Source organism: Sorangium sp. So ce1504 (assembly GCF_051521635.1).
GTDB classification, from domain to species: Bacteria; Myxococcota_A; Polyangia; order Polyangiales; family Polyangiaceae; genus Sorangium; species Sorangium cellulosum_B.
Genome location: NZ_CP150365.1, coordinates 9,961,503 through 9,973,850 on the forward strand (window position 1 = coordinate 9,961,503; position 12,348 = coordinate 9,973,850).

The following is a 12,348-nucleotide window of genomic DNA, read 5'->3' on the forward strand; positions in this document are numbered from 1 at the left end:
TGGGCATCCTAGGCGGGTTCGGCGGCGAGCACGCGGGCGTCGGTGACGATGGTCCCGAGCGGGACGTCGCCCGGGGTCGCCGGCACCTCGGCGACGAGCTGGAAGTCGAACACGACGCCCACCGCATGCGCCGGGGGGCAGAAGCGCGGCAGGGTGCTGTCGTAGTAGCCGACGCCGTAGCCGATCCGGTGCCCTCGGGCGTCGATCTGCAGGGCGGGCACGACGATGACGTCGAGCGCGGCGGCCTCCTCGTCGGTCGCGTCGGGCTCGCGGAAGCCGAGGCCGCGCTCCTCCATGGCCTCGGGGTCCTCGACGAAGCGGAAGGTCATGGCGCGCGACTCGGGGTCGATGGAGGGGTACGCGACCCGGGCGCCGCGGGCGCGCAGCAGCGGATCGAGCTCCCTGAGGTCGACCTCGTTGCGCCCCTCGATCGGGTAGAAGAGCGCGACCCGCCGGGCCGCGGCGAGGGCCGGCAGCTCCGCGAGCGCGCGCTGGATCCGGCGCGATCGCTCGAGGATGGCGTCGAGGGGGATGGAGCTGCGGACGGCCCGAGCGCGCTTCCGCAGCTCGGCTTTGGCGCGGTAGCGCAGGGCGGCCTCGGCGTCGGGGTCCATGGCTCGGTGGTTCCTCCGGCGCGCATCCTAGAGAGCCGCCCCGGGCCGGGGAACCGCCATGTGCGAAATCGGCGTGAGGTGGCGCAGTTGGCCCCAGATGTGGCGCTCTTGCACGGAGGGCGGGGCAGCGGCCGCGCTGCGAGCGCGGGGGAGCGGGACAGACGGGGGGCCCGAGGCGCGGCGCGGAGCGGGCGGAGAGAGGGGAGGGAGCGCCGGACGAGCGAGGGGACCGCGCGAGAGCGCGGGAGGGACCGCGCGAGAGCGCGGGAGGGACCGCGCGGAAAGCGCAGTTGGCGAGCGGTTCACCAGGGGGAGCCCACGGACGAGCCCGGTGGCACCGTTCGTGCTGCTGGCGGCGGCTGCGCGGATGGCGGCGACCGCCGCTGCCGCGCGGTCCGCACAGGCGGCTGGTAGCGCCCTGATCGCGGAGAGACGATACCGGAGCGGTGCGTTTGCGAGGGCAGGAGCCCCCGACGCCGGAGGAAGCGATGTTCTGGGAGGATTTCAAGAAGTTCGCGGTTCGTGGCAATGTCGTCGACATGGCCGTGGGCGTCGTGATCGGCGCGGCGTTCGGCAACATCGTCAAGACGCTGGTGGATCACCTGATCATGCCGCCGATAGGCCTCCTCACGGGCGGCGTCGATTTCAGCCGGCACTACATCGTCCTGAAGTCGCCGAGCGGGCCCGGTCCGTACGCGACCCCCGAGGAGATGGTGAAGGCCGGCGCGGTCCTCCTCCAGTACGGGGTCGTCATCAACAGCCTGGTGAGCTTCTTCATCGTCGCTCTCAGCGTCTTCCTCCTGGTGCGGCTCATGGGGAAGCTTCACCGACAGCACGCGGAGGAGGTGACGACGAAGGAGTGCCCCGAGTGCGCGATGAGCATCCCCATCAAGGCGGTGCGCTGCGGGCACTGCACGGCGGCGCTGAAGGGCGCGTGACGCGAAACGGAGAGGTCACCGCGTGGGCGGCGCAGCCGGCGCGGCTCGCCGGCGAGCGGGCTCTCCGTCGAGGCAGGGCGCGTCGACGCCGGGTTCGTTCGGAGGGGCGCGCGGCCGCGGATGGCCGCGCTCTGGCTCAATGGTTCTCGACGGGCACGCCGGCCTCGAGCACGGCCTTCTTCAGCGTCAGAATTTCCTGCTGGGCGTCGGTGAGCTCCATCGAGTGAAAGCCGGAAGGGGCGGTCGAGCCCATGTGGATCGGGGCGACCGCCGTCTCCAGGATCGGGATACCATCGAGCCTGCGCTGGTCGGTGCGTGGCCTGGTCTCGCTGAGCACGGAGAGCAGGCTCGGAGACGCGGTGACCCGAGGGCTCAGCGCGTTCACGCGATCGGGCGCGAACAGCTCGAGCGCGGTGCGCGCGATGCACGTATGGTCGAGTGTTCCGTGGAAGGGCACGCCGCGCGGAGCCCACGGCGAGACGACGAGGGCCGGCACGCGAGCGCCGAGCGTATCGAACGGCGCCGCCTCGTTCGCGGGCGACGGCGGCGGGCGCACGTGGTCGTAGAACCCGCCATGCTCGTCGTAGGTCACGACCAGCGCCACGTGCGGCCAGGACGGGCTCGCGATCAGGTGGTTGTAGATGCGCGCGATCAGGTTCTGACCGCGCGCCACGTCGGCCGGGGGATGGTCGTCATTCGCCCAGTTCAGCAGCGCGTCCACGTCGACCAGCGTGAAGTTCGGGTCGATCCACGAGACGCTGGGCAGCGTGCCTTCACGGCAGGCCCTGTAGAACGAGGATATCTTCGCGATCGGCAGCCCGCGGTGGCCCTTGTATTTCTCGACGGTGCGCAAGAACGCGATGTCGTGCGAGTAGTAGCGCCACGAGTCGGCAGGCAACAAGTCGAGGAACGTCGCGTGGTCGATCCATTGCAGGTTGCCCGTGCGCCCGCCGCTGGTCCCGCAGAGCGCGAAGAACCGGTTCGGCCACGTCGGGCCCGCGAACGAAGCGAACCACCGGTCGCAAACGACGTACTGTCGCGCCAGGCTATCGTACGTCAGCAGATCGCGCTGGTCGTACCAGCTCATGATCTCGGCGACGTGGCTGTTCGTGCTGTAGCCTTTCACGAAGCCGTCCATCGCGCCGCCGTTGATCTGCCTCACGACCTCCTTCCGGTGGTGATGCGGGCGGATCCGGACTCTCGTGCTCTCGAGATGATATCCAGTGATCGGCGTGCCGTTATCGTCCGAGTTCGTCGCGCCGATCACCCCATCGACGTCCATGCCCGTGCCGCGCAGGTAACCCAGCATGTGATCGAAGGAGCGGTTCTCGAGCATCACGATGACCAGATGACGAATGTCTGCCATGTTCCACCGCTCGCTTTCTCATGCGCTCAGCGCTGTGCCGGCCGACGCGGCCGCGCAGGGCCAGTTTCACTATCGTGAATTCATCTACCGAGATCTGCCAGCGGAGAAGGAGATCCAAAGTTCCCGAAGACGTCAAGCCCCAGCTGCGGGGACCTGACCCGGGTTGACTGAATATTTTCCATGCGCTCCGACGTCCCCTGAAAAGCGGTGCCAATTCAACAACTTGTCCATGCGCCGAGGGGGCCCGCGCTCACGCCGCAGGCTGCGGGAGGCATCTTCGGTGCGCGGGTAAGTTGCTCCTCTGCTGCCGGTTGGCGCTCCAGGGCGCCTGTGCGAGAGGTGCCTCATGACCTTGCGCTCGCTCCGCGCCCTCGCGCCCCTGCTCGTCGCCGCGTGCACCGTCAGGGCGCCGCCGCCCGCCGCGCCGGCTCCCCTTCCCTCGCCCTCCGCCGCGCCGGGCCAGAGCGCGGCCGCGGCGCCGGGCCAGAGCGCGGCCGCCGCGGCGCCGGGCCAGAGCGCGGCCGCCGCGGCGCGGCGACTGCCGGCGTGGGTCGAGCGCAGCAACGAGCATGCGAAGATTCTCCTCGACGTGCTCGCCAGGTTCTCGCCGGAGCGCGCCAGCGCGCTGGGGGTCGAGCGCGCCGACCAGGAGGTCTCCGATCTGTCGCCCGGCGTCGAGGCGCGACTGCGCGCCGCGTACCGCGAGGCCATCGCGGAGCTGGAGAAGCGCCGAGCGGCCGAGAAGGATCCGGCGGTCGCCGAGGATCTTCAGATCTTGCTGGACGCTGCGGACCGGGCCGTCCGCGGGTCCGAGCTCGAGGAGAGAACCCGGGTCACCTACGTGCACGCCACGGGGCTCGTGTTCGAGGGCATCTCGACCCTGCTCGACGACCGCATCCCGCCGCCGCGCCGAGCCACGGCCCTCGCGCGGCTCCGGCGGTACGCCGGGCTATTACCGCGCCCTCTCATCGATGCGGCAGCGCACCGCATCGAGCGTGCTGCTTGATGGTGAGGGGTTCTGCCCAACGAGGCTGGCCATCAAGGAGGATGCTCGCTCCGCGTACGCAGCCCGGGACGACGACTCCGGAGCGCCGCGACACACGACGCATTACCTCCGGCCTCTCAAGATTCTCATCTCCGTTCCCTCTGAGCACGGTTGCGTCGGTTCAAACAAGCCCTTCCCTCGCGGGCGCCCGACTTCCGTCCATCGGTCAAAAATTACCACCCCTCGTCGCTCCCACGCCCGCCTCACGACGGGTTAGGCCGACCGCAGGAGCGGAGCAGCGGCGCGGTGCCGGCCACAAAATAGGCGACGAGGAGACCTGATCTTGGCGGACAGCCTCCTCGTCGTGCTCCGGTTCTTGTGCCCAGGAATCGAAGCGGTCGCAGTGTTATCCAGAGCGCCATCGACATCAAGCGCTGGCAGCAGCAGCCGCCCACGGTCGTCGAAGCGCGGCCTGCGCGTTGCCCCGTCTGCGGCGCTGCGAGCTGTCCGCTGGGCGGCGCCATCCGGCTCCAAGGCCACGGCAGGCGCGAGCGGCAGGTCTGGGGCCCCACCAGCCCGGACCAACGCCCCGAGGTGCTCTCGGTGACAGCTCGCCGCTACCGCTGCCTCAGTTGCCGCGCTGTGCTGCTCGTCGTTCCTCGCGGAGTGCTCGGCCTTCGCGTATACAGCGCCGCCGCGATCGGCTTCGCCCTCGCGCTCTGGGGCCTGGCGCTCGCGACGGCGGCCGAGGTCCGTCGGCGCGTGGGCCCAGCGAAGATCCTCGGCGACAGCGCCGTCGCCGGCTGGGCCACGCTGCGTCGGTGGGCGCGCGACGTCGCGCAGCGACGTCTGTTTTCGGACGCCCCCGACCCAGGCCCGTCCGCCTCGCTCCGAAAGAGGGCAGCCGCCGTCGCGACATCGCTCGCGGCAACCGCGGACCCGACGACCCGGGCGCTGCCGATCGAGCAGCGCGCCTTCTTCGGCGCCGCGCATGCGGCGTGAGGGCCTTTGCCCCCGAGGAGCCCCGATCGTACAGCCCACCTGAGAGGATCCCTGCCAAAAACGCCGCCGATCCCGGACAAGGACCGCGCGCCAGCAAGGCGCAGAAAGGACCTGTCCGAATGGCCCTCGGCCCCGCCGACCACGCCGAGACCGTCGCGATCTATCGCGCCACGGTCATCGGCCCTCTCATGCACCGCGTACTCACTCACGGCCAGCTCGCCGCAGCGCTGCGTGCGCTGAGCGAGCAGCGGTTTCGACCGCCGGGCGCGCACAGCACCCGCACCTACTCGGTGCCCACGCTCGAGCGCTGGCTGTACGCGTATCGCTCCGCTGGCCTCGACGGCCTGCGCCCACAGCCACGCAGCGATCGCGGCTTCGCGCAGGACCTGTCGGAGGAGCTGCGTACGCTGCTGCTCGACATTCGGCGCGAGCATCCCGACGCCTCGGTGCCGCTCATCCTCAAGACGCTTGTGGACGAGGGGCGACTCGAAGCCACCCAGATCTCCGAGCCCACCGTACGGCGACTGTACGCGGCGCACGGCCTTCGCCGCCGCGCCGCGCGCGCCGAGGGAGAGCCGAAGACGCGGCTGCGCTGGCAAGCCGAGCGCCCCGGCGCGCTCTGGCACGGCGATGTCTGCCACGTGACCGGCTGCACCGTCGGCGGCAAAGCCATGCCGCTCCGCATCCACGGGCTGCTCGACGACGCCTCTCGTTACGTCGTGGCCCTCGAGGCGCACACGACCGAGAAGGAGGTCGACATGCTCGCCATGACCGTCGACGCCCTGCGCCGCCACGGCAAGCCCGACGCGCTCTATCTCGACAACGGCTCCACCTACCGCGGCGACATCCTCAAAACCGCGTGCGCGCGGCTCGGCATCACGCTCCTGCACGCAAAGCCGTACGACCCAGAGGCGCGTGGCAAGATGGAGCGTTTCTGGCGCACGCTGCGCGAAGGGTGCCTTACCTATCTCGGCGCCCTGGCGTCGCTCGTGGACATCAACACGACGCTCCGCGCCTTCCTCGACAGGCGTTACCACCCGGCGCCGCACGGGGGCCTGCTCGGCCAGACCCCGGCGAAGGTCTACGCGGCCCGCCCCGCCGCCGAGGGCGGCGTCGACGAAAGGGCGCTGCGCGTCGCGCTCACCGAGCGCACCCGGCGCCGCGTCTCGGGCGACAACATCGTCTCTGTCGACGGCGTCGCCTGGCAGCTCGATCAAGGCTACCTCGCCGGCCAGATCGTCTCCGTCGCCCGATGCTTCGTCGCGCCCGACGAGCCGCCGTGGGTCGAGCACGAGGGCAAGCGCTTGGTGCTGCATCCGGTCGACCCGCAGCGCAACGCGCGCCGAAAGCGGCTGCCGTGCGGCGGGCCTGCGGTGAACAAGCCGACTCGCCCCGTGGACTTCAACCCCGCGCGGACGCTCGGCCGCTCGATAGGCACTGGCGCTGACACGAGCGAGCGCGGAGGAGAGACGTGAGCGAGTCCTACGTCCGCTTCTTCACCCTCTCCGCCGCACCCTTCTCCAAGGAGATCCAGGACGGCGAGCTGTGGCTGCCGCCCTCGAAGGAGCAGCTCGTCGAGGAGGTGTGCGAGGCCGTGCACGAGCACGCCCAAGTGCTGCTGGTCGGCGAGCCCGGTGCCGGCAAGACGTGTGTGCTACGGGCCGTGCGTCATCGATTGCCGCAGGCCGGCTTCCGGCTGACCTACTGCCACAACGCCACGCTGGGCCGCCGCGACTTCTATCGCCAGCTCTGCCATGCCCTCGGCCTCAACCCCGCTGCGACCGCGGCGGCCGTATTCTACGCTGTCAGCGCGCATATCGAGACCCTCGGCCGCGAGCGCATCCACCCGGTTTTCCTGCTGGACGAAGCGCACCTGCTCCACCAAGACACGCTCGATCATCTCCACATCTTGCTCAACTACGAATGGGACAGCCGCGCCCTGTTGTCGCTGATCCTGGTAGGGCTCTCTGACCTCCAAGACCGGCTTGAGCTGCGCAAAAACCGCTCGCTATATTCCCGCATCGAGCGGCGTCTGTCCATTGGTGCGATGGTCCCCGACGATACCGGAGAGTACGTGCGGCTCCGGATGAGCCGTGCCGGCGCCGATCGCGACGTCTTCACCGCGGACGCTCTGACGCTGCTCCACGAGGCGGCTGGCTCGAGCCTGCGCGAGATCGACCGCATGGCCACCGCCGCGCTGCGCGAGGCGGCGCGACGGAAGAAGAAACTCGTCGAGCGTGACGTGATGGCGCGCATCGTCGGCGACCTGGGGACGGACGGCAGCTGACGCTGACCCACACGACGGGCGCCACCTCGGCGCTGGTAAAGGGACACCTCGCCGGCGCCGACGGCCACCAACCATGATGGCCATTGCGAGCTGCCCTGCGGCGCGCGTCCGAGCGATGGCCATCGCTCTCCTTGACCGCAACCGTGCACGCCCGCGATGGCCATCAAGCAGCTTGCTCGGCGGACCATCAGCCAGCCTGAGCGTCAACACGGGCTGGAGGCGGGCCACGCGCCCATCGCCGAGCAGGCGAGGAAGAGGCTCGACCAGGAGCTCGGGAAGCCCGGCTTGCTGGCGCCCTCCAGGATGGAGATCGAGCGGCACCTCGCCACCAACGCCCGCGTGCGGGAGGGACTCGGTGAGCTCTTCCGGAAATACGGCATCAGCGGCCACGAAGAGCCGCTGGCTGCGCTGAATCGTCAGCTCGAGGCGTACGACGCGGCGCTGCGCAAGGACGTCCTCCCGAAGGCGCGGACCGACTTCGCGCTGCCGCCGCCGCTCTACGCGTACATGCTCGAGCTGCATGGCGTCGACATCCCGCCCGCCGAGCTCGCTCGGCTGGCCCACGCCGCCTTCGACGATCTGAAGGCGCAGATGCAGAAGCTCTCGCTGCCCATCGCGAAAGCACGCAACTTGCCGAGCGCGGACTACCGGGACGTGATCCGCGCCCTGAAGAAAGAGCAGCTCGTGGGCGAGGCGATCTTGCCGCATTACAAGGAGCGGCTCGCCCAGATCGAAGAGATCATCCGGAAGGAGCGCCTCGTCACGCTGCCGGAGCGGCCGGCGCGCATCCGGCTCGGCACCGCCGCCGAGAGCGCCGAGATGCCGGCGCCGCGCATGCGGCCGCCGCGGCTGCTCGACAACCAGGGAGAAGCGGGGGAGTTCGTGCTTCCGCTCAGCCTGCCTGGGCCCTCCGACCAGCTGCGGAGGATCGACGATTTCACCTATGCCGCGGCGTCATGGACGCTCACCGCCCACGAGGCGCGCCCCGGGCACGAGCTCCAGTTCGCCGCGCTCGTCGAGCGGGGCGTCTCGCTCGCCCGGGCCGTCTTCGCGGAGAACAGCGCCAACATGGAGGGGTGGGCGCTTTACTCGGAGGCCATCCTGCTCCCGTTCATGCCGCCCGAGGGCCAGCTCGTCTCCCTGCAACACCGCCTGGTCCGGGCCGCCCGCGGCTTCCTGGACCCGGAGCTCCAGGCGGGCAAGATCACGCCGGCCGCCGCGCGGACCTTCCTGGAGAAAGAGGTGGTCCTCTCGCCGCCCCTCGCGCAATCCGAGGTGGAGCGTTACACCTTCCGCGCACCGGGGCAGGCGACCTCGTATTTCTACGGGTTCACCCGGCTGATGGAGCTGCGGCGAGAGACCGAGTCCATGATGGGCCCGCGCTTCGACGCGCAGCGATTCCACGACTTCGTGCTCGCCCAGGGCATCCTGCCGCCGAAGCTGCTTCGCAAGGCGGTCATCGAGCGCTTCGTGCCGGCACAGCCGGCGCCCTGAGCGGCGGAGGGCCCGCGGCGCGGTCTGGACGAGCTCCCGCAGGCTGATTTGCGGTGGCGAACCGTCGCCGCGCTCCGCAGGCTCGGCCGGGGTTCCGGGGGCGTGACGACGGATCGCCCCCCTCGGCTGGCGTGGGCCCGACCGAGCCCAATCGCTGAGGCTCGGGCCTGGGGAGCTCGCGCCGGCCGAACCGCGGAGCCGCCGCACACAGACACGACCAGCGCCGCGCCCGAACCTGGCGCGACGCCCGCCGTAACGCGGCCGCCCCGACCTCGACTGGCTGGGGGCCTGGTGCCGGAACGTGCCCCCCCAGCGCGATCCCCTCATAGGTTTCTCGTTTGGCCTGCCTCGAACCTGTTGGCAACTTCCGTTCCCACCCCTCGCCACAAGGCTTCTTCAACACAGCGCAGCGCCTCCTCGCGACCAGGCGCTTCCTCGACGAGCCTCATGATGTGCCACACCAGAGGGAGGACCCGTGCTCCGGCGTGCGCGTCAAAACCCGGCTGAGCTCCGCTTGCATTGAATACGATCTTAGCGGAGACCTCGAGAAGATCTACCATCGCACACTCGATTGGCGACCCTTCGTTCTCGAGATTCAGGCTGACCCGCCTGAGATCGAGGAACAGGCTCTCCGCCGTACACCACGCATTCCTGTCGTGACATATTACCACGATCCTCCCCCCAAACCCCAAGAAGTCGCACCGGGTCACAGCAAGGACCGCATCGAGGATTCCGCCGATCCACGTTGGACGCATCTCGCTCACAACCGAGCGAAACAGCTCGTCACCGAGGAGCAGCGCCTTGCCTTCTTCCACAGGAATCATCCACATCTGCCCCTGATCTCATTATCATCAAGCGGCACTCGTCGCCGTGGTCCGCGCTGATCTCCTGAAGCCGCCGTGACTTCTCGTAATAACGATACGACGTCGCGATCCCGTTGCCGTGCACCACCCTCACCCGCTGCTCGAACTCGTCGTACCCGATGCGCAGCAGGTACTGCGTCACCGCAGGCTCGTCCGGGTGCTGTGGGTTGATCTCCGTGTGTCGCATGGTACGGTCCCCTCCCCCGTGCGGCTCGCGCAGCCCGGGGGGGCTCGGCCGTCAGCTTCGCCAGATTTCCCAGCCTATGCAATTATCTCAATACCCACAAGAACATCCCTCAAATCAAAATCAAGCACCACATCCGGGCCATCGTAATCACCAATAAGATCACGAAGCCGAGCAGACTTGGACATCTCACAGGGACTGGTTCCAGGATGAGACGGCAACCGAAGATACGCCACATCGGAATCGTCCTCAGACACACGCAACTCAAAGAACCCAACACCATTTGACGAGTCAGATTCACTCATTTTAGCGGCCTCCATTACAACACCGTCTTCAGCTTCAGAGTCCCGTCTTTGACCTGATAGACAACAGCCCCTCGCTGCCCGAACCCAGGAACAATCGCTCGATCTTCATGGGCAGTATCTCGGATAGCACCACTCGGCAAGCCGCCCCTTTCTATACTGGCCCCGAACTCTTGAAGCGCGGCGCGAGCATCCTTTGCACTACTGAAACCCGCGCGCTCAACTGCCCTTTCTGCAGCATGCGGCATATTGATATTCACAACTTTCTTAACCGAAACGCTTGGTTTTTCTCCTGCGGCTGCTTTGGATGACGTCTGCTGCGCGGATGCCTTTCCGGCCGCCGTCTGCACAGGCTTCGGCGGCTGCGCTGCCGGGGCAGGTTGCGGTGGCTTCGCCGGTTGTGCTGCCTGCCCAGGCTGCACTGCCGGCACCGGCTTCGGGGGCGCCGCCGCTTGCTGCTGGGCAGCGGTCCGCGGTGGCAGCACCGGTTCTCGGTTCACGCCGCCCATGTGCACCGTCCTAGGAGGAGCAGCCGCCGGGCTTGTCGGTATCCTGCCCTGCGCCTGCTGCTCCGCCAAGCGCTGCATCTGCATCTGCTGCTGGAAGCGAGCCCCTTCGGGCCCGTACCAGCAGTTCGGATGCCGGCAGCCACCCATTCCATTGCCACCCGGCGCGAAGTTCCGGTGCCCCCCTTGCGCCTGCCGCCCATCCGGGTCGACCAGGTTCACCGGGTTGTTCAGCGTGTAGCTGTACAGCCCCAGGTTCCCCGGGTTGAACACCCCTCCGCTCGGCCCTCCCGCCATGTACTCGTCCAGGATCGGATCCGGGCTCAGCCACACACTGCTCCTCGGGTCGTAGTACCGCGCCCCGAAGTAGTAGAGCCCCGTCGCCTGGTCGAGCTCCTTCCCCGTGAACACGTACGCTCGCCTGAGCTCGTACCGCGAGTCCGACGCGTCGACCCACAGCTCCCCGCTCGGGAAGTACTCGTCCCGCTGCGTCAGCGTCTGCTCATCGTTCGACGCGAAGCTCGTGCTGCCCAGGTGGTCCGGATGGTAGTACAGCGTCGGCGGGTCACGGAACCAGTCCGGATCCATCTTGCTCGCTATCCGCGTCTGCCCCGCATAGATATGCTTCGTCACGAACCGCCCGTCCCGCAGCGTCAGGTGCTGATCGTGGTATGCCGTCTCCTCCTCGCCGCTCACGTGGTGCAGGTGCACCCGCCGCTCGCCGTCGCCGTCGTACAGCATCCGCGACAGCACCTGACCGTTCTGCGTCACCCGCGTGACCCGGTTCTCCTCGTTCCAGTCCGTCGTCCGCGTGTCCGAGCCACGGTACGTCCAGCCGGTCTGGTTGCCGCTCGCGTCATATCGCATCTCCCGCGGCCACGGCATCGACTCCGCAACGAGGTGCTCCTCGATGCGCTTCGGCGCGTGCGGCTGCGGGCCCGTGTACTGGTACTCCGACCGGTACGTCTGCTCCCGGATCGCATGATCCTCGCGCCACCCGTCGCACTCAGCCGGAACCGGCGTGGGACACGCCTGCGGCACGTACCGGTAGCTCGCCTGGTCCTTCGTCAGGATGTTGCCAATCTCGTCGTACGCGAACGACAGCCGGTACCGGTACTGCCAGTCTCTCCGGTCCTGGTACGTCCCGCTCGCCGAGAGCAGCTGGTACAGATCGTCGTACCCGTACTCCTGCGTCGTCGGCCCCACCAGCACCGAGCCCGGCATGTCCTGCTCGTACGGCACCTCGTTCCGCACGCGCTCCAGGTTGCCTGCTGCGTCGTACTCGTACCGCATCCGCTGGAACGCCCTCGCCGGCTGCCCTCGCTCCACGAGGTACCGGTCGCGGTGGTCCGCGTTGATCTCCTGAAGCCGCCGTGACTTCTCGTAATACCGATACGACGTCGCGATCCCGTTGCCGTGCACCACCCTCACCCGCTGCTCGAACTCGTCGTACCCGATGTGCTGCAGGTACGGCGTCACCGGCGGCTCGTCCGGGTGCTGCGGATTGATCTGCGTGTTCGTTCCCACCGCCGACCGCACAAGGCCCCCTCGGTCGTAGCCATACGTCACCACCTCCGCACCGGAGCCAGCGAACTTCAGCGACAGCAGCCGCCCGAACCCGTCGAAGTCGTACTCCATCGTCGCCTGGTACGGCCCCCGGTGCGGCTCCCGCAGCCGGGGGAACTCCGTCGTCAGCTTCGCCACGTTCCCCAGCCGGTCATACCAGAACGTCCTCTTATTTCTGTTCAAGAGGAGTTTGCGGTAGTCATCGAACAACGCAAGACCGAACTACTGCTCGATACTTTCA

At 68.5% G+C, this 12,348-nt stretch carries 12 protein-coding genes; 6 read left to right on the forward strand and 6 right to left on the reverse strand.

The features are described 5' to 3' along the window. Positions 1-8 precede the first annotated feature (8 nt). Entirely contained in the window at positions 9-614 is a 606-nt protein-coding gene (locus WMF39_RS37525; protein ID WP_437741276.1) for a 5-formyltetrahydrofolate cyclo-ligase, read from the reverse strand. A 488-nt stretch (positions 615-1,102) separates the two neighbouring features. Between WMF39_RS37525 and mscL the strand changes: the two genes are divergently transcribed. Then, positions 1,103-1,552, forward strand: a complete 450-nt coding sequence (mscL, locus tag WMF39_RS37530; RefSeq protein ID WP_437741277.1) for a large conductance mechanosensitive channel protein MscL — start codon at positions 1,103-1,105, stop codon at positions 1,550-1,552. A 136-nt stretch (positions 1,553-1,688) separates the two neighbouring features. Here the strand turns inward: mscL and WMF39_RS37535 are convergent, their stop codons facing one another. After that, positions 1,689-2,918, reverse strand: coding sequence for a phospholipase C (locus WMF39_RS37535; protein WP_437741278.1), 1,230 nt, complete (start codon positions 2,916-2,918; stop codon positions 1,689-1,691). 346 nt (positions 2,919-3,264) lie between these two features. Between WMF39_RS37535 and WMF39_RS37540 the strand changes: the two genes are divergently transcribed. From WMF39_RS37540 to WMF39_RS37560, 5 genes are all read left to right on the forward strand, one after another. Next, a complete protein-coding gene (locus WMF39_RS37540) occupies positions 3,265-3,924 on the forward strand; it encodes a hypothetical protein (RefSeq protein WP_437741279.1) in 660 nt (219 codons plus the stop codon). Positions 3,925-4,281: 357 nt separating this feature from the next. After that, a complete protein-coding gene (locus WMF39_RS37545; protein WP_437740782.1) occupies positions 4,282-4,905 on the forward strand; it encodes a hypothetical protein in 624 nt (207 codons plus the stop codon). 119 nt (positions 4,906-5,024) lie between these two features. After that, complete coding sequence (locus tag WMF39_RS37550) at positions 5,025-6,380, forward strand: DDE-type integrase/transposase/recombinase (protein ID WP_437740783.1); 1,356 nt, start codon at positions 5,025-5,027, stop codon at positions 6,378-6,380. Continuing rightward, on the forward strand, positions 6,377-7,192 hold the full coding sequence (locus tag WMF39_RS37555) for an ExeA family protein (protein ID WP_437740784.1): 816 nt from the start codon (positions 6,377-6,379) through the stop codon (positions 7,190-7,192). Before WMF39_RS37550 ends, WMF39_RS37555 begins: the two co-directional genes overlap by 4 nt. Before the next feature lie 156 nt (positions 7,193-7,348). Then, positions 7,349-8,686 (forward strand): DUF885 domain-containing protein, encoded by a 1,338-nt coding sequence (locus WMF39_RS37560; protein WP_437741280.1) that lies wholly within the window; start codon positions 7,349-7,351, stop codon positions 8,684-8,686. A gap of 323 nt (positions 8,687-9,009) precedes the next feature. Here WMF39_RS37560 and WMF39_RS37565 read toward each other — a convergent pair whose 3' ends face one another. The 4 genes from WMF39_RS37565 to WMF39_RS37580 form a co-directional block, all read right to left on the reverse strand. After that, positions 9,010-9,501, reverse strand: coding sequence for a hypothetical protein (locus WMF39_RS37565; RefSeq protein WP_437741281.1), 492 nt, complete (start codon positions 9,499-9,501; stop codon positions 9,010-9,012). Then, positions 9,470-9,736, reverse strand: a complete 267-nt coding sequence (locus WMF39_RS37570; protein WP_437741282.1) for a hypothetical protein — start codon at positions 9,734-9,736, stop codon at positions 9,470-9,472. The genes WMF39_RS37565 and WMF39_RS37570 overlap by 32 nt, the downstream gene beginning before the upstream one ends. A gap of 74 nt (positions 9,737-9,810) precedes the next feature. Then, a complete protein-coding gene (locus WMF39_RS37575) occupies positions 9,811-10,053 on the reverse strand; it encodes a DUF2283 domain-containing protein (RefSeq protein ID WP_437741283.1) in 243 nt (80 codons plus the stop codon). Continuing rightward, complete coding sequence (locus tag WMF39_RS37580) at positions 10,053-12,317, reverse strand: RHS repeat domain-containing protein (RefSeq protein ID WP_437741284.1); 2,265 nt, start codon at positions 12,315-12,317, stop codon at positions 10,053-10,055. The genes WMF39_RS37575 and WMF39_RS37580 overlap by 1 nt, the downstream gene beginning before the upstream one ends. Positions 12,318-12,348 lie beyond the last annotated feature (31 nt).